This window comes from Verrucomicrobiia bacterium (assembly GCA_036405135.1).
Classification (GTDB): domain Bacteria; phylum Verrucomicrobiota; class Verrucomicrobiia; order Limisphaerales; family JAEYXS01; genus JAEYXS01.
The window spans coordinates 130,480-146,720 of sequence record DASWYF010000034.1 but is presented as its reverse complement, the minus strand read 5'-3'; the positions used below and the strand labels follow the sequence as shown (position 1 = coordinate 146,720).

Genomic DNA, 16,241 nt, shown 5'->3' with positions numbered 1-16,241 from the left:
GGCTCACGCATTAAAATTCTTTGAAAGGCCAATGAAAATTGAGCTTTAGGATGCTGAATTGGGTGTTTTCACCATTCCAATTTGATTCTAAAAATGAAATCCGGCCTATTTTTACGGGCAAATTTAAATGCGTGAGCCCTGACTCTGAGGGGACTGTCCATTGACGCAAGGCACATTGCATGGTTAGATAATGACATCGGAACAATAATTTTGGACTGAACTATTATGGATAAACCGAAGATTATCGCCTATTTGAAGCCGTCGTGCGGCTGGAGCAACGGTGTTCGCGCGGTGATGCGCAAGTATGAATTGCCGTATGAAGACCGCGACATCATCAACAACCCGGTGCAGCGTCAGGAGATGATCGAGAAGTCTGGTCAGATGCTGAGCCCGTGCGTGGAAGTGAACGGGAAGATGCTGCCGGACATCAGTGGCGAAGAAGTGGAAGCTTACTTGCTGGCGAACAATCTAGTGGTCAGCAATGATCGCAAGCCCGATGCTCCAACGAATCAGCCTTGCGCCCACGAGATGCCCGGCGCGTTCCCGCTGAATTTCAAGCGCTAAGCAGTAAGCTGTAGCTTTTTGCTCACGCGAAGGTAGTAATACCTTCGCGTTTTCTTTTGCCTAAAAGCCCTTGAAGGGATTATGCCATAGCACAGTGAACGGCACGAGGGGAAGCAAGGCGTGACGTTTGAGGTCATATCGCGATGGGACACGAGCAGCAAAACGCAGAGATGGCTGGCACAGAATCGGAGCAGGATTCCTTGGAACGCCTGTTCGATTTCTCGCTGGATCTGCTTAGTGTCGCCGGAACGGATGGACGTTTTCGCAAAGTGAACCGTGCTTGGGAAAGGGTGCTGGGCTGGTCGCGTGAAGAGTTGATGTCCAAGCCTTACATCGAGTTTGTACATCCGGAGGATCGCGAGAAGACGTTGCGGATGCACGAGCATCTGATTTCTGGAAAGGACAACGTCCATTTCGAGAATCGTTATCACTGCAAGGATGGCAAGTATCGCTGGCTGGCTTGGACCTGTCCCGGAGCGCGGCAAGGCAGTGAACTTTTGTATTCCATCGCACGCGATGTGACAGAACAAAAAGAGGCGCTGCGCAAAGCTCATGAAAGTGAGAAAGCGCTGCGGGTGAGCGAAAGCCGGATGATGGCCTTCGTGGATAACAGCCCGGCGCTGATTTTCATCAAAGACCTTGATTGCCGTTATCTGCTGGTGAGTTCCAAATTCGCTGCCGCATTCGGCCTGAAACGGGAGGATTTGATCGGAAGATTGGATTCAGATTTTTCCACACCGGAGCAAGTCCGGCAGTATCGGGAACACGACAAGATGTTAATGGAGACGGGTCGGCCGATCGACTGCGAGGAGTGGGCGGTATTTCCTGATGGGCCACATTGTTTCATGGTCTCCAAGTTTCCGTTGCTGGACGCGAATGGAAAGATCAACGGCATCTGTGGCATCGCCACGGATGTGACAGACCGTCGCAAGACCGAAGATGCGTTGCGCCAATCCGAGAAGCGTTACCGGCAGTTTGTGGAGACGGCACGCGATCTGATTTTCACGTTGTCGCCAGAAGGCGTGGTGATGTCCTTGAACAGCGCTCTTGAACAGGCGACTGGTTGGGGCCCGGAGGAGTGGATCGGGCGGCATTATTCCGAGATATTGCCGGATGAGGCGAAGGAGGAAGCCTTGGTCATTTTTAAACGCGCGATCGGTGGTGAGCGGATGCCGTTGTTTGAGCTGCCGTTGAAGACCAAAGACGACGGTCGGTTGGTGATGGAAGTGACGGTCACACCTTTGATCGAGGGTGAAAAATTACTCGGTCTTTTCGGTGTGGGACGTGATGTGACTGAGCGCAAACACATGGAGACGGAGTTGCGCCAGTTGCAGAAAATGGAATCGGTCGGACAACTGGCGGCGGGTGTGGCGCATGATTTCAATAATATCCTGACCGTTATCCAAGGTAACACTTCACTGCTGCTGGCGAACCGGCCTGAGCCGGGTCAGCAGGATTTGCTGGATCAGATATTGGATGCGAGCCAACGCGCGGCGAATTTGACGAAGCAACTGCTGGCCTTCAGTCGCAAGCAGGTGTTGCAGAGGAAGCTGGTCAATCTGAACGAGATCAGCAGCCAGATGACGCAGATGCTGGATCGCATCTTAGGTGAGGACATCACGCTCGAGTTTCACTACGACACGGATCTGCCGCCGGTGAAGGCAGACAACAGCATGATCGAGCAGGTTATCTTGAACCTTGCGGTGAACGCTCGTGATGCGATGCCGAAGGGTGGCCTGTTACGCATCAGCACAGAGGCGAGGAGTATTGATGCAGCTTATTGCCGCCAGGAACCGCAGGCATCTCCGGGTTCGTATGTGTGCCTGAGCGTCTCGGATACGGGTTGCGGAATTCCGCGGGAAAATCTGGAGATGATCTTTGAGCCGTTCTTCACGACGAAAGAATTTGGCAAAGGAACGGGGCTGGGGTTGGCCACCGTTTACGGGATCATTAAGCAGCATCAGGGATGGGTGGAGGTAGATTCTACCGTCAATAAAGGCACTGTGTTTCGTCTCTTTTTGCCAGCGGCAGAGCCGGTGGTATTGAGTGAGCCTGATGAAATAGCACAGCGCCCGCCTGATAAAAAAGGGTTCGAGACTATCTTGGTGGTGGAAGACGATCCGATGGTGCGACGGATGTTGGAGACTTTGCTCTCCATGGGCGGGTATCAAATCTTATCTGCGGCTTCCGGGGCGGAAGCATTGCAGGTGTGGAAGACCAACCATGCGAAAGTGAAGTTGCTGCTGACAGATATGGTGATGCCGGGTGGGATGAGCGGCAAGGAACTGGCAGAGACATTGCGAATGGAACGCCATGATTTGCGCGTGCTCATCAGCAGCGGTTACTCCAGTGCTCTCGTGTCTGGCGGTGAAGCGTTACCTCCTAAGACATGGTTTCTCGCCAAGCCGTACACGCCGAATGAGTTGATTCAGAAGGTGCGCGTGGCGTTGGATGAGTAAGCGGTGATTTATGCGGTAGCACCACTTGCGGGGCGAGCGCGGCCTTTTGCCCACGCACGCAGACCGTCGATTTGCTCGGCCATGGTGGTGGCTAAGGGAACTGTCTGGCGCACGGCTTGGAGAACATCAATGTGTGACAGATTACGACCTGCGTAGAAGGCGTCGTAGAGTGCGCTATTGATCGATTCCTCGATTTCGGCACCGCTGAAGTGCTGGCTGATATCCGAAAGTTGCGGAATGTTGAAAGATTCCAAGGGACGGTTGCGCTTGCGCAGATGAATGGCGAAAATATCGGCGCGTTCTTCGGAGGAGGGAAGATCGATGAAGAAAATCTCATCCAAACGACCTTTGCGCAGGAGTTCTGGCGGGAGATTGGAAATGTCATTCGCGGTGGCGACGACGAAGACGGGCGCTTTCTTTTCCGAGAGCCAAGTAAGGAAAGTGCCCAATACGCGTGAGCCGGTGCCACCATCGGTGGCCGCAGAACCAGCGATGCCGGCGAAGGCTTTATCAATCTCATCCACCCAGAGGATGGCGGGGGCGACGGATTCGGCGACGGCGATGGCTTTGCGGATGTTTTCTTCAGATGAACCGACGAGGCTGCCGAACATGCGGCCAATATCGAAGCGGAGCAGGGGAAGCTGCCAGTGACTGGCGACGGCTTTTGCGCACAAGCTCTTGCCGCAACCTTGCACGCCAAGCATGAGGACGCCGCGAGGTTGGGGCAGGCCGAAGGCGCGAGCTTCGGGCGTGAGTGCGAGAGCACGTTTCTCCAGCCAATCTTTCAAGATGCCGAGACCACCGACGTTATCGAAGCGTTCTTCGGGAGAGAAATATTCCAAGAGTCCGCTCTTGCGGATGATCTGTTGCTTTTCAGTGAGGACGTCGTTCACGCCTTCACCATCGAGGCGACGGGAGCGGACAAGGATGCGGGCGAAAACGTTTTCGGCTTCGCCCAGGGTCAGGCCTAGAGCGGCTTGGAGAAGGCGTTCGCGGGCGGTGCTATCGAGTTCCACGCTGCAACGGCCTCCATCTTGTATCTCACTGATGATGTTTTCCAAGAGGACGCCGAGCTCGCCTTGGTCGGGCAGGGCGACGTTCACGACGGTGAGTTCTTTTTCCAGTTCCACCGGAACATCTTGAACGGGTGAAAGCAGGAAGATGGTTTTGTGACTGTTCTTGAGAGATTGGGCAACTTCGCGCAGGCGGCGGATGATGGTGAATTGGCCGCGACTGAGGAACGGGTGAAAATCTTTCAGGACAAAGAGGGTTGGATCCACGTGGTCGGCAATGGCATCCAACGCAGCTAGAGGATCGCGCGTAGGGGCATGGCGTTGCTTCGGACTGCCGTGACCATTCGCTGCTGGAATCAGGCCAGTGGTGCAGCTCCATTCCAGGAGCTTCTTGCCACGTTGACGGGCGACTTGAGCGATCAGATCTTGAGCGCGTGATTCTTCACTCGTGACGAGATAGACAAGGGGGTAACGCGCCCGGACGAGCGTATCGAGTTCCTCCAAAAGCGTGGTAGCCATGGCACAGAGACAATCGGTGAATCAGTGCCGTGATTTTGACGGGGAGAACGGGAGCTGTCGAGCGCAGAGAACGGCTCAATTACCGCCGATCAGCTTCTGCCACCAAGGTTTGGGAAGTGATGCGGCGTCTTTGCTAGAACTGCTGGCAACCCGATGGGAGAGTGAATCTGGAGGCGGATTCTGGGCAGCATCTTCGCGCAAGACTTCCTCAACGGAATTGAACAGGCGGGTGTCGGTGTTGCTCGCTGAGTTCAGCGAGGTTTCCGACTGTTGCTTGTGTTCCTGACGCAGGCGCTGGCCTTTGGGTTCCATAAAATTAGTCGTATTCGCGAAATATTCCGGCAAAGGCTTTTCGCGCCCGGTGAAGTTTACCGCGGACGGCATCGGCTGATTGGCCGGTCAATTCACCGATCTCAGTATAACTCATCTTATCATCAGCCACCAGCAGGAGGAGGATGCGATACTCTTCCGGCAGGCGGTCCAAGGTGCTCTGGATGCGTTCACCCAGTTCCTTCGTTTCCAAAACTTTCAGGGGCGATTCTTCGGCGGAAGGCGATGTTTCCCATACGGCATCATCCGCGTTGTTTACCATGTTCCGGCGGTGCCATGTCTGGAGTAAGTTTTGGCAGTGATTGATGGTGATGCGATACAACCACGTGCGGACATTGGCCTCGCCCCGGAACTGGTCCATCTTCTTGAACGCCTTCAAAAAAACGTCATGCGCGGCGTCTTCTGCCTGCGCGGGGTCGCCCAGCAAACGCAACGCAAGGTAATACACCTGACGCGAATGCTCGGCATACAACGCCCCTACATCTTCCGAAGGCCACTCGGGCTTCGGGAGGTTTCCCATACTTGTCTCTTGGCCCCCCATCACGAATACGTCTAGTTAATGATTAGACCGGGGTGCAAGGGAAATGTCACGCGGATGTGATTATTCAGTACAGCCAGAGCGGCAAAGGGTTATGAATGCCGCCTGATATTGGTTAGAGTCGTGCGTTGTCGATCAAGCGGGTCTTGCCGAAGAAGACGGCGAGTGCCATATGGGTGCCTTTGGTGACTTGCGGTGAGGCGGTCAAGGCATTGGGGGCGAAGAATTCGATGTAGTCTAATCGGGCGGCTGGTTGGGTGGCGATGAGTTTGGTCAGTTTCTCTTTTAAACGAGTAGCATTTAGAGGTGCCTTAGCAGCTTTAACCTCAGCTTTCGCGGTTTGGATGGTGTGCCAGAGGATGGTTGCTTGAGCGCGTTCTTCCGTGGACAGGTATTTGTTCCGAGAGCTCATGGCCAAGCCATCGGTTTCCCGATGCGTCGGGGCCACGATGACTTTCAGCGGGAAATTCAGATCGCGCACCATGCGCTGGATAATGGTGGCCTGCTGCCAGTCTTTCGCGCCGAAGATGGAAACATCGGGCAGGACGATGTTGAAGAGTTTGGCGACAATCGTGGTCACGCCGCGAAAGTGCGTGGGGCGAGAGGCACCTTCCATCTGTTTCGCGAGGGTTTCTTCGTAGACGTAAGTGCTGTATTCGTAGCCTTCAGGGCGCGGATACATATCAGTATCTGCAGGGGCGAAGATGACGTCTACCCCACCAGCGCGGCAGAGCTGGGTGTCGCGTTTCAGATCGCGCGGATATTTGCTGAAATCTTCCTTGGGGCCGAATTGCGTGGGGTTGACGTAGATACTGAGGACGACTTTGCTTTTAGGGCCGACACGTTTGCGGGCTTCCGTCACGAGGCTTATATGGCCGGCGTGGAGATACCCCATGGTGGGCACGAAACCGATCTGGATGCCGGAATGTTTCCATTCCAAGGCGAGCCGTTGCATGGCGGCGACGGATTTGATGGTTCTCATAGTGTGATCAGATTCGTGAATAGATTGAAAATGTTTTGATAGTCGAAGTCAGGTTGCGCTTACCTTGGTCCTGCCCCGGAGGGGCAAGCGTGAGTAGCCACGGGTGACCGCAGGGAACCCGTGGTCAGCGATAAATGAGATCACGCCCCGAAGGGGCGAACGGGATTTATTCAAATATATAACGCTCGTCATACTCGATATCATGCGCCTTCAATAACGAGATGAACTCTTCTTTGAAGGTTTTCCCCCGATGATGCTCAGCCTGGTTTTGGATATACTTGGAAACAACTGGTGCCTGTGAATGGCTCACCGAGAACACTCCATACCCTTCCTGCCATTTGAAATAAGACAAATCCGGGAAAGTTTCATGCACCCAAGCGGAAGAACGGCTTTTGATATTTCTTAGCAGGTTGGAGATAGATTCATCCGTGCGCCAGCCGATCAACAAGTGCAAGTGGTCTGGCATGCCACCAATCTCCATGAGTTTGCCGGATTGTTCGCGGACGATGCCGCCAATAAAAGGGTAGAGGCGTTCTTGTAGTTGAGGCTGTATCCAAGGTTCACGGTTCTTGGTGCTGAAAACTACGTGCAAACGAAGGTTGCTGTAGGTGCCGCCCATGGTTAATCCTTAGTTTCGTGGGATTCGTCCGCCCCTCCGGGGCGATATGTTATTATGCTAATCCACGGGTTCCCTGCGGTCACCCGTGGCTACTCACGTTCGTGCCTCCGGCACGGATTGCACTCGGTCATCTCGATTGCATTCTATATTTATTAAAATTTCTCTGGGAGACAGCTTAGAATGCCAGCCTTCATTTCTTAGCATACTTCGCCGTCAACCGTTCTTTCGCCTGTTTCACGCGATCGATGGCTTGTTCGATGGTGTCGCCGGTGGCGGTGAGGTGGCCCATCTTGCGGCCCACGCGGGCTTCGCGTTTGCCGTAGAGGTGCAATTTCACTGCTGGATCGGATAGGGCAGCGGCCCAATCGGGTTCGCCGTGTTCCCACAGGTGGCCGAGGAGATTTGCCATGGCGGCGGGTTTCTCCATGTGAGTGGAACCCAAGGGCAATCCACAGACGGCGCGGACCTGTTGCTCGAACTGGCTCGTGGCGCAGGCGTCGATGGTGAGGTGGCCGGAATTGTGGGTGCGCGGGGCGAGTTCGTTCACGAGGACGCGGCCATCGCTGGTGAGGAACATCTCAACGGTGAGCAGGCCGACAACTTGGAGTTTATCCAAAATGCCATGAGCAAGCTGGCGGGCTTCCCCGGCGAGCACTGGACCGAGAGCGGCGGGAGCGAAGGTGATGTCGAGGATGTGATTCGCGTGATCGTTCTCGAACACGGGGAATGTCACAATCTGGCCATCTAAGGTGCGCGCACCGATGACGGACATCTCTTTCACAAAATCCACGAAGCCTTCGTAGATGGACTCAGCACCTTTCATGGCTTCCCAGGCTTTGGCAGCATCGGCAGGCGTCTTGATTTTTACCTGGCCTTTGCCGTCATAGCCGAAGCTGGCGGTCTTCAAGACGCCGGGCGCACCGATTGTCGCGATTGCTTGCTCTAATTCCGCAAGACTGGTGACGCGTTGGAAAGGCGTGGTCGGGAAGCCGTTGTCGCGCAGGAAATTTTTCTCGCGCAGGCGGTTTTGCGAGACGTGCAGCACGTGGCCATCGGGGCGAACGGCTGCGTGTTCTGCGCAAGCCTTGGCGGCATCATGCGGGACGTTTTCGAACTCAAAGGTGACGACCTGTACTTGCTTGGCGAACTCATGGATCTTGGGCAGATCAAGGTAATCGCCGACGAAATCGAGATCAGCCACGGCACTGGCAGGCGAGTTCTCTTCAGGGGAATAGATGGCGACGCCGTAGCCGAGATTACGGGCGGCGATAGCCAGCATGCGGCCCAACTGGCCACTGCCGAGCACGCCGATGCGGGCGCCGGGAAGAATCGGTTTGATCGACATGGAAAGAGATTAAGCCTTAGGCGGCAGCGTGCGGTTGGCGAGGACTTTGGCGGTCTGTTGCTCGCGGAATTTTTCGTAAGCGGTGCGGAATTGCGGATGCTTGTTGCCCAAGATTGCCGTGGCGAGCAGAGCGGCGTTGATGGCTCCGGCCTTGCCGATGGCCATGGTGCCCACCGGAACGCCGCCAGGCATCTGGACGATGGAGAGCAGGGAGTCCATGCCTTTCAGGGCTTTGGATTCCACGGGCACGCCGAGCACGGGCAATTGCGTTTTTGAGGCGCACATGCCGGGCAGATGCGCGGCACCACCGGCACCGGCGATGATGACCTCAAGGCCACGGCCTGCAGCGGCATCTGCGTATTCAAAAAGCAGGTCAGGGGTGCGATGCGCGGACACGACTTGTGCCTCAAACGGCACGCCCAATGCGGTCAATTGATCGGCCGCATGTTGCATCGTTTCCCAATCGGACTGGCTGCCCATGATGATTCCCACCAAGGGCTTGGATTCGGTCGCCATAGTGGGGGCAGATTATAGGGAAGCGCCTTGGGAGTCGAGGGCGGGTTATGCTGAGGTTTTAGCCATAGGTGGAACACGGATCACACGGATGGGGGAAACTACAAATCCAAAGCTCCAAGCTCTACTCCAATTTTCAAAAGGTAACTGAACAAGTGTAGTTGTTAGCGTTTGAACAATGGCCCAAAAACAGCAAAGAGCACAGATAGAATTGCCCCATACGCCAGAAGAACGAAAATTCTAGATACTTGCGGCTTGGTATGATTGCAAACATGAGCCGCAAAGAGGGTAAAGGAGGCCGTAAGTAGAGAAACCCCAAATGTAGACAATATCATCGGCCATGTGGCTGGTGGTCTGATTGGAAGAAGTAGACCGAAGAAAAAGGCAATCCATGAGAGAATGGCAGACACTCTTGCCGCCCCTTGAAGGAGATGAGCATTAGATGGCTCACTCATTTAGCCGAACTCAGTTGTTTCGGGGCCGCCTTTTCCAAGGCTTCTAACACGATGCCCGGAGTAAGGATCTCGGGCAGGACGATGGGTTCGGCTTGAGGATCTGCCGGGAAGACCACCACCAATGGCACCCCGGCGCGGCCATATTTTTTGAGCTCAGCCGCGATGGCGGCGTCCTCGTAGGTATAATCGCCGAGAAAAGAGATGGCCCCGATGGCGTTGAGTTTTTCTTTTACTGAAGTGATCTCGATGCTCGTTTTCTTGTTCGCCTGGCAGGTCACGCACCAATCTGCGGTGAAGTCCACAAACACCGGTTTGCCGCTCTTGCGGGCTTCCGACATGGCCGCCGGTGACCAGGCTTTCCAAGCGATGCCGACTTTGGATTCCAAGGTTGTCGCAGTGGTTCCGGTGCGTTCAGGCGAGCGCCACTTGAGCTGGCCTTCCAGCACATAAGCCAGACTGCCAAACAGCAACACCGCCGCGATAGCACCCGAAATACCGCGATGCTTGCTGCCGCGTTGGACGAATTCACCAAAGATGTAGGCTGCGAGCGCGACGAACACAAGCAGCAGTCCCAGCCACAACACGCCGCTGCGGCCAAAGTGTCCCGCCGTCAGGCTGAACAACCAGAACGCCGTCGCGACCATGGGGAAGCCCATGAGAATTTTGAAGCGTTCCATCCACGCGCCGGGCTTGGGCAGGAACTTCAGCCACTTGGGCTGCCAGCTCAGCAACACATAAGGAAACGCCAGACCAAGCGCGATGGTGATGAAGACCAGCAAGATGACCAAAGCGGATTGCGCAAAAGCGAAGCCCAAGGCCACACCCAGGAAGGGCGCGGTGCAGGGGGTGGCCAGAATGGTGGCCAGCACGCCATTGAAGAAAGCGCCGGAAGCCCCTTTTTGAGAAGCCAACTGACCGGCTGCACCCATCACGCTGCTGTTCATGGTGACTTCAAAGACACCGAAAAGATTCAACGCGACCAATGTCACCAAAATGGTCAGCACCACCAGAAACTGAGGATTCTGGAATTGCATGCCCCAACTGGCTGACTTGCCCGCTTCTTGCACACCGATGACCAAAGCAGCCAAGACAAGGAAGGAAACGATAACGCCCAAGCCATAGATCAGGCCGAGCTTGCGCACGCGGCCTGGGTCATCTTGGCTCTGCTTCACGAAGCCTAGAATCTTTAGAGAGATCACCGGCAGCACGCAGGGCATGATGTTCAAGATCATGCCGCCGATGAAGGCATAAATCAGCATCATGAACAGGGAGCGGGGAGCGGTGGCTGATGCAGCAGCGCCCGCTTCGCCTTTGTCTGCGACGGCAGCGGAAGTAGTGGTCACAGCCGCATTACCCAAGCTGATGGTTGCTTCGTAAGCCAAGGTTGGTTTGGCCGTGTCACTGCCTCCGACGATCAGGCCTTTGATCTCCGAAGGCCACTTGCCTTCATCCGAGGAAACGGTTTTCCGCAGGGTGAAACGACCATCCTTCAAGCCCACTTTCTCTGATTTCGGGCTCACGCTGGCATCTTCGGCACGGTAAGGGAAGAAATCCCAATCACTTGCACCCGACGTAGGAGTGAACTCGATGAGCAAAGTGCGTTTGCCTTCTTTCGGTTCGCCTTCCCAGCGAGCGGATGCTTTCAGGGCTTCGTTGGGCTTGGGCAGTTTGTCCTGCCATTTCTTGATGAGGCCGACTTCTGGGGAAGGTTTGGTATCGGCAGCGATTTTCAGTTTGGCATTCACTTCGGTGCGGCCTGGCACGCACAGCTTCTCGCACTCCAGCCAGGACACACGTGCTTTCAGCTCCAGTTCACCATTTGGGACAGTGGCTCCGATGGTCAGCGGGACAAGGAGCATGGCTTCGTCATGATGCACATAGGTGGTGAGATCCACGACTTTGTCGTAATAGACTTCCGGAGCTGGCCATTGGATTTCCCCAGCAGTAACCCCGGCGGGGAGGTCCCAGACGATTTTGGTGGCGGAACCAGATTCACCGGCGTTTTTCCAGTAGGTATGCCAACCCGGCAGCATCTCCAGCAGCACCCCGACCGTGATCGTCTCTCCGGCTTTGACGTTCTCCACCGGCACGACCAAGCGTGCCTGCGTGGCGGCACCTTGCGCGGATGCCGCGATTAGCAACCCCAAGCAAACCGCCAAAAATCTACTCAATATCATGTTCATGTGAGGAACGAACCTTGAATCCATTCCAAGCTACCTTCACTTGGACCGTTTCACAATGGCAACGTTCAGTCTGCCAAGAGGTTAAATCGCGATGGGGAATTGTAATGGCGGGGAGTTGAAACTACTTTGCGCGCATGAACATGGCTTCTGAATGCTCTTTGCGCTGGTTACGGACCGGCTCGGAGGCGTTTGGCGTCATGGTGGACATGATCTGCGGGGCCCGGCAATCGGTGCGGCTGGAGATGTATATCTACCGGGATGATTCGGTGGGGCAATGGGTGCGCGATGCTTTAGTAGAGGCGGCGCGTAAGGGCGTCAAAGTGCGGGTGCTGGTAGATTCGGTCGGTTCGCAAGCTTTGGATGATGAGTTTTGGGATGTGCTGCGCAAGGCTGGAGCGGAGGTGCGATGGTTCAATCCTTTCCGGCTGGACCGGTTCGCGATCCGGAATCATCGCAAGCTGCTGTTATGCGATGACAAGATCGCAATGATCGGTGGGTTCAACATCGCGGAGGAGTATGAAGGTGATGGCATCACACGTGGCTGGTGTGATCTGGGAGCAGTGGTGACGGGCAAGGTGATTGATGAACTGATGCGCTCGTTTGATCTGCTTTACCAGATTGCGGAGTTTCGTCATGCGCGGTTCAAGCAATGGCGGAAGAGCAGGGTGGGTATCGGGCCGGGCCCAATCTGTGGGGATGTGCTGTTGAATCTGCCCGGGACAGGGCATTCCTCGCTCAAGCTGAAACTTAATGAGGCGTTGGCGAAGGCGCGGGATGTGCGGATCATCTCGGCTTACTTTTTGCCGACGTGGAAGATTCGGCGGCAGTTGCAAAGGATAGCGCGTAGCGGGGGTAGGGTGCAGATCATTCTGGCGGGGAAGAGTGATGTGCTGCTTTCACAAACGGCCAGCCGGAGTTTGTATAGGACGTTGTTGCAAGCAGGCGTGGAGATTTATGAATACGAACCGCAGATATTGCACGCCAAGTTGTACATGATGGATGATTGCATTTATGCGGGCTCGGCGAATCTGGATAAGCGCAGCCTATCCATCAACTACGAGTTGCTGGTACGGACATCAGATCCGGTGGCGGTGCAGCAAGGACGGGAGATATTTGCGGACATTTTAGGATATTCGCGAAGGGTGACGCTTTCTGAGTGGAAGAAGTCACGGTCATTGTGGACGCGGCTTTGGGAGAAGGTGGCGTATGTTTTTTTGGTGCATCTGGACCCGTATGTGGCGCGGCAGCAGTTGAGGATGTTGAGGTAAATTTAGCGGGCTTGCGGGATTGAAGCGGGTGAACTAGGTTGCCGGGCCATGGACAATTCAGTTCCACCAAATACGCCGCCGTCGGAACCAACGGGGCCTGTGAACATTCCTCCGGTTTCACCACCTCCTCCGCCACCACCGTTCAGTTCGCCTGCTTATCAAATGCCGCCGCCCATCAGCGTGGCTCCGGCAAAGAAAGAGAAGAGAAACCCAATCGTCTGGATATTGCTGATCCTGTTGGCGGTCGGCGGTGGGCTGTTCATGCTGATTGGGCTTTTCGGGGCCTTTTTGGGGACAGGGGCTGGTATGGGGTCTCCAGCGACCACACGTTCCATGTTACAGGAAGTTGTCGTGGAAGACAGTGATGCGTCGGACAAAATCGTAGTGATCGGTGTGGAAGGGGTGATAACGGGCGCAGCGATCGACCATAGCGGGGCTTCGATGGTGGATCTTATCAAGGAACAGTTGAATCGCGCGGGTGAGGACAGCCGGGTGCAGGCGGTCATCTTAAAAGTGGACTCTCCGGGCGGCGAAGTGCTGGCCTCGGATGACATCTATCGTGCTATCGAAAAGTTTCAAGATGAGCACGGTAAGCCGGTGGTGGCTTCCATGGGGAGCTTGGCGGCTTCGGGCGGTTACTATGTCAGCGCACCTTGCCGCTGGATCGTGGCTAATGAACTGACTCTTACAGGCAGCATTGGCGTGATCATGTCCGGTTACAATTACCGCGGACTGATGGACAAGGTGGGCGTGGTGCCGCTGGTGTACAAGAGCGGCAAGTTCAAGGATATGTTGAGCGGAAGCAAGAAACCCGAGGAAATCATGCCGGAAGAAAACCAGATGATGCAGGCGCTTATCGATGAGACTTACGGAAAGTTTAAAAAGATCGTGAAGGAAGGGCGCGAGGCTTCCAATCAGGAAAATAAAGGCCAAGGAAAGGCTTTAAGCAGTGATTGGGAAAGTCTCGCGGATGGACGTATTCTCTCGGGTAATCAAGCATATCAAGCCGGACTGGTAGATGAATTGGGCGACTGGCAGGTGACAGTGGACCGGGCGCTGAAGATCGCGAATATATCCGATGCGAAGCTGGTGCGTTATGCGCGGCCGTTCACGCTGGGCAGCATCTTCGGTTTCTCAGGCCAGGCACAACCGCAGCAGACGACCATCAAGATTGACTTGGGTGTGGACGCCCCGAAGCTGAAAGCAGGACACCTGTATTTCCTGTCTTCCAGCGTGCTGCACTAAAACACGTTGTTTTCAGGCCATCTGTTGTCGCATTGACGCAGATGGCCTTTTTTGTGCTTATATCGGGTCGGTGAATGGTATCCGGGGGAGAGCGCTTTCAGAACCTTGCATCTCTTCGTCGAATCCGCATAGTCCCATAGCCATGGGACGGGACGAAACGCTGCTGATGGTGGCTGATAGTGAGCGTGACGCGAACATGCTTTATGCCGTGCGCATGTTCGTGCCGGACCCTTTTATTTATCTGCGGATGAACGGGCGGCCGGTGATCGTGTTGAGCGATCTTGAGATCGACCGGGCTCGCAAACAGGCCAAGCATTGCAAGGCGGTTTCTTATGCGTCGATTGCGCAGAGGCTACTAAATGCCAACGGCAAGAAGCCTTCTTCGGCGCATGTCATCAAGGCTCTGCTGAAGGAAAAGCGACGCAGCAAGGTCTTTGTGCCGGGGAATTTTCCACATGGTCTGGCGCGACAGTTGCGTCAGCTCAAGGTGAAGGTGAAGGTATCCAAAGGGCCGGTTTTTCCTGAGCGAGAATTGAAGAATGCGCAGGAGGTGAAGTGTGTCAGTGCAGCCGTGATGATGGCAGAGGTGGGATTGGCGGAAGGGATTCAAGCGCTCAAGTCTTCCAAGATCGGCAAGGGAAACACATTGTTCCTGCGCGGAGCTCCGCTTACGGCAGAGAAGTTGCGGTCCATCATTGATATCGCGGTCATTCAGGCAGGTGGGATCGCGAATCATACAATCGTTTCTTGCGGGAAGCTGACGTGTGATCCGCATGAGCGCGGGTATGGACCGTTGAAGGCGAATCAGCCGATCATTTTGGATGTGTTCCCGAAATCACAGCGGACGGGTTACTATGGCGACATCTCGCGGACGGTGGTGAAGGGCAAGGCGAGCGAGGCGCTGCGCAAGATGTATGATACGGTGGTGAAGGGGCAAGATGTGGCCATCAGTAAACTTAAAGCAGGGGTGCGAGGGGTGGAGGTGCATCAGGCAGTGAAAGAGTTCTTTGATGGGATGGGGTATCGCACGGGCAAGTTAAAAGGGCGGATGCAGGGGTTTTTCCACGGCACGGGGCATGGTTTGGGATTGGAGATCCATGAGGCACCCCGGCTCTCCGTGAATTCAGAGGATATTTTGCAAGCGGGCCATATCGTTACCGTGGAGCCTGGGTTATATTACCACGACATTGGTGGGGTGCGTATCGAGGACGATCTGCTGGTGACTGCCCATGGGGCCAGGAATTTGACCAAGTTTGAAAAGATTTTAGAGGTGTGATTGGACCGGTAGCGGCAGTCAATGTTCATTCCAAAAAGGAGCGGCGTTTCTATTCGTGTATCCCCTTGATACGTGACACTTTGAGCCATTCGGAATGCGTTCGATTTTGGTGAACGCTTTGACGATGTGAAATGTCGTATATAGTAACTGACAATGTGTCAGAGGGATTGATGTAAAATGAATGGAATCGAAATCTATCTGCTGTGTGTGATACCGCCGCTTCTGCTGGGCCTGTATGCCCAGTTCAAGCTGAACTCGACATATAAGCGATACATACAAGTGCCAGTGGGCACGGGCATCTCGGGGGCCCAAGCAGCGCGCGAGATATTGGATGCAGCGGGACTGCAGGACATGCCCATCCAAGAAGTGCCGGGACATCTAAGCGATCACTATGACCCGATCAAAAAACAGCTTTGCCTGTCTTCAGAAAATTACCGGGGACGTTCATTGGCTGCGGTCGGTGTAGCGGCGCATGAAGCGGGGCATGCTTTACAGCACAAGGCGTCTTATGCATGGCTAAATCTGCGCATGGCGATGGTGCCGCTTACCAGCATTGCGAGCAGCGGGGCGATGGTGTTGTTCTTTTTGGGCTTCTTTCTGAGCCTCGCGAAGCTGGCGATCATTGGTATCGTAATCTACAGCGTGATCTTTGCGTTCCAGTTGATCACTCTGCCGGTAGAGTATGATGCGAGCCGTCGCGCAAAAGTGGAATTGGCACGCTTGGGCATCGTGCATCCGGGTGAAGCTGCGGGTGTGGCCAGTGTGCTGAATGCCGCGGCTCTGACTTACGTGGCAGCGATGGTGCAGTCTTTGATGACGTTGTTGCACTTCATCCTGCTCGCCCGGTCGAGCGACCGTTAAAATTTAATGGAATAAACATGGGAATTGGGGCTCGAACAGGAAAGGCGCGGGGCGGGCAGCTATTTGCTTGC

At 55.0% G+C, this 16,241-nt stretch carries 14 protein-coding genes; 6 read left to right on the top strand and 8 right to left on the bottom strand.

What is annotated here, in order from left to right:
• The first annotated feature begins 225 nt into the window (after window positions 1-225).
• Both VGH19_16600 and VGH19_16595 read left to right on the top strand, forming a co-directional pair.
• Complete coding sequence (locus VGH19_16600; GenBank protein HEY1172990.1) at window positions 226-564, top strand: glutaredoxin; 339 nt, start codon at window positions 226-228, stop codon at window positions 562-564.
• Between the two features lie 143 nt (window positions 565-707).
• Entirely contained in the window at window positions 708-3,023 is a 2,316-nt protein-coding gene (locus tag VGH19_16595; protein ID HEY1172989.1) for a PAS domain S-box protein, read from the top strand.
• A gap of 8 nt (window positions 3,024-3,031) precedes the next feature.
• Here VGH19_16595 and VGH19_16590 read toward each other — a convergent pair whose 3' ends face one another.
• The 8 genes from VGH19_16590 to VGH19_16555 all read right to left on the bottom strand — a co-directional run bounded on the left by VGH19_16590 (window position 3,032) and on the right by VGH19_16555 (window position 11,514).
• Entirely contained in the window at window positions 3,032-4,555 is a 1,524-nt protein-coding gene (locus tag VGH19_16590; protein ID HEY1172988.1) for an AAA family ATPase, read from the bottom strand.
• A 75-nt stretch (window positions 4,556-4,630) separates the two neighbouring features.
• Entirely contained in the window at window positions 4,631-4,867 is a 237-nt protein-coding gene (locus VGH19_16585; protein HEY1172987.1) for a hypothetical protein, read from the bottom strand.
• Between the two features lie 4 nt (window positions 4,868-4,871).
• Window positions 4,872-5,405 (bottom strand): sigma-70 family RNA polymerase sigma factor, encoded by a 534-nt coding sequence (locus VGH19_16580; protein ID HEY1172986.1) that lies wholly within the window; start codon window positions 5,403-5,405, stop codon window positions 4,872-4,874.
• 133 nt (window positions 5,406-5,538) lie between these two features.
• Window positions 5,539-6,405, bottom strand: coding sequence for a pantoate--beta-alanine ligase (panC, locus tag VGH19_16575; GenBank protein HEY1172985.1), 867 nt, complete (start codon window positions 6,403-6,405; stop codon window positions 5,539-5,541).
• A 166-nt stretch (window positions 6,406-6,571) separates the two neighbouring features.
• Window positions 6,572-7,024: an IS200/IS605 family transposase gene (gene tnpA / locus VGH19_16570; protein HEY1172984.1), complete on the bottom strand. Its 453-nt coding sequence runs from the start codon at window positions 7,022-7,024 to the stop codon at window positions 6,572-6,574.
• A 190-nt stretch (window positions 7,025-7,214) separates the two neighbouring features.
• Window positions 7,215-8,369, bottom strand: a complete 1,155-nt coding sequence (locus VGH19_16565; protein ID HEY1172983.1) for a 5-(carboxyamino)imidazole ribonucleotide synthase — start codon at window positions 8,367-8,369, stop codon at window positions 7,215-7,217.
• Between the two features lie 9 nt (window positions 8,370-8,378).
• Window positions 8,379-8,885 (bottom strand): 5-(carboxyamino)imidazole ribonucleotide mutase, encoded by a 507-nt coding sequence (gene purE, locus VGH19_16560; protein HEY1172982.1) that lies wholly within the window; start codon window positions 8,883-8,885, stop codon window positions 8,379-8,381.
• 448 nt (window positions 8,886-9,333) lie between these two features.
• Window positions 9,334-11,514, bottom strand: coding sequence for a protein-disulfide reductase DsbD domain-containing protein (locus VGH19_16555; protein ID HEY1172981.1), 2,181 nt, complete (start codon window positions 11,512-11,514; stop codon window positions 9,334-9,336).
• Between the two features lie 140 nt (window positions 11,515-11,654).
• On the opposite strand from VGH19_16555, the gene VGH19_16550 reads away from it, so the two are divergent.
• The 4 genes from VGH19_16550 to VGH19_16535 all read left to right on the top strand — a co-directional run bounded on the left by VGH19_16550 (window position 11,655) and on the right by VGH19_16535 (window position 16,170).
• Window positions 11,655-12,788 (top strand): phosphatidylserine/phosphatidylglycerophosphate/cardiolipin synthase family protein, encoded by a 1,134-nt coding sequence (locus tag VGH19_16550; protein HEY1172980.1) that lies wholly within the window; start codon window positions 11,655-11,657, stop codon window positions 12,786-12,788.
• Window positions 12,789-13,121: 333 nt separating this feature from the next.
• The gene (sppA, locus tag VGH19_16545; GenBank protein HEY1172979.1) at window positions 13,122-14,033 is read left to right on the top strand and encodes a signal peptide peptidase SppA; all 912 of its coding nucleotides are present in this window, start codon (window positions 13,122-13,124) and stop codon (window positions 14,031-14,033) included.
• Window positions 14,034-14,175: 142 nt separating this feature from the next.
• The gene (locus VGH19_16540; protein HEY1172978.1) at window positions 14,176-15,309 is read left to right on the top strand and encodes a Xaa-Pro peptidase family protein; all 1,134 of its coding nucleotides are present in this window, start codon (window positions 14,176-14,178) and stop codon (window positions 15,307-15,309) included.
• 177 nt (window positions 15,310-15,486) lie between these two features.
• Window positions 15,487-16,170 carry a zinc metallopeptidase gene (locus tag VGH19_16535; protein HEY1172977.1) on the top strand — a complete coding sequence of 228 codons (684 nt, stop codon included), beginning with the start codon at window positions 15,487-15,489 and terminating at the stop codon, window positions 16,168-16,170.
• The last annotated feature ends 71 nt before the right edge of the window (window positions 16,171-16,241 follow it).

What these genes read in the sequence shown, in the direction of transcription:
- VGH19_16590 (HEY1172988.1), bottom strand. Translation starts at nt 4,555, where the DNA reads ATGGCTACCACGCTTTTGGAGGAACTCGATACGCTCGTCCGGGCGCGT.
- sppA (HEY1172979.1), top strand. Translation starts at nt 13,122, where the DNA reads ATGTTACAGGAAGTTGTCGTGGAAGACAGTGATGCGTCGGACAAAATC.
- tnpA (HEY1172984.1), bottom strand. Translation starts at nt 7,024, where the DNA reads ATGGGCGGCACCTACAGCAACCTTCGTTTGCACGTAGTTTTCAGCACC.
- panC (HEY1172985.1), bottom strand. Translation starts at nt 6,405, where the DNA reads ATGAGAACCATCAAATCCGTCGCCGCCATGCAACGGCTCGCCTTGGAA.
- VGH19_16550 (HEY1172980.1), top strand. Translation starts at nt 11,655, where the DNA reads ATGAACATGGCTTCTGAATGCTCTTTGCGCTGGTTACGGACCGGCTCG.
- purE (HEY1172982.1), bottom strand. Translation starts at nt 8,885, where the DNA reads ATGGCGACCGAATCCAAGCCCTTGGTGGGAATCATCATGGGCAGCCAG.
- VGH19_16540 (HEY1172978.1), top strand. Translation starts at nt 14,176, where the DNA reads ATGGGACGGGACGAAACGCTGCTGATGGTGGCTGATAGTGAGCGTGAC.
- VGH19_16585 (HEY1172987.1), bottom strand. Translation starts at nt 4,867, where the DNA reads ATGGAACCCAAAGGCCAGCGCCTGCGTCAGGAACACAAGCAACAGTCG.
- VGH19_16555 (HEY1172981.1), bottom strand. Translation starts at nt 11,514, where the DNA reads ATGATATTGAGTAGATTTTTGGCGGTTTGCTTGGGGTTGCTAATCGCG.
- VGH19_16580 (HEY1172986.1), bottom strand. Translation starts at nt 5,405, where the DNA reads ATGGGAAACCTCCCGAAGCCCGAGTGGCCTTCGGAAGATGTAGGGGCG.
- VGH19_16565 (HEY1172983.1), bottom strand. Translation starts at nt 8,369, where the DNA reads ATGTCGATCAAACCGATTCTTCCCGGCGCCCGCATCGGCGTGCTCGGC.
- VGH19_16595 (HEY1172989.1), top strand. Translation starts at nt 708, where the DNA reads ATGGGACACGAGCAGCAAAACGCAGAGATGGCTGGCACAGAATCGGAG.
- VGH19_16600 (HEY1172990.1), top strand. Translation starts at nt 226, where the DNA reads ATGGATAAACCGAAGATTATCGCCTATTTGAAGCCGTCGTGCGGCTGG.
- VGH19_16535 (HEY1172977.1), top strand. Translation starts at nt 15,487, where the DNA reads ATGAATGGAATCGAAATCTATCTGCTGTGTGTGATACCGCCGCTTCTG.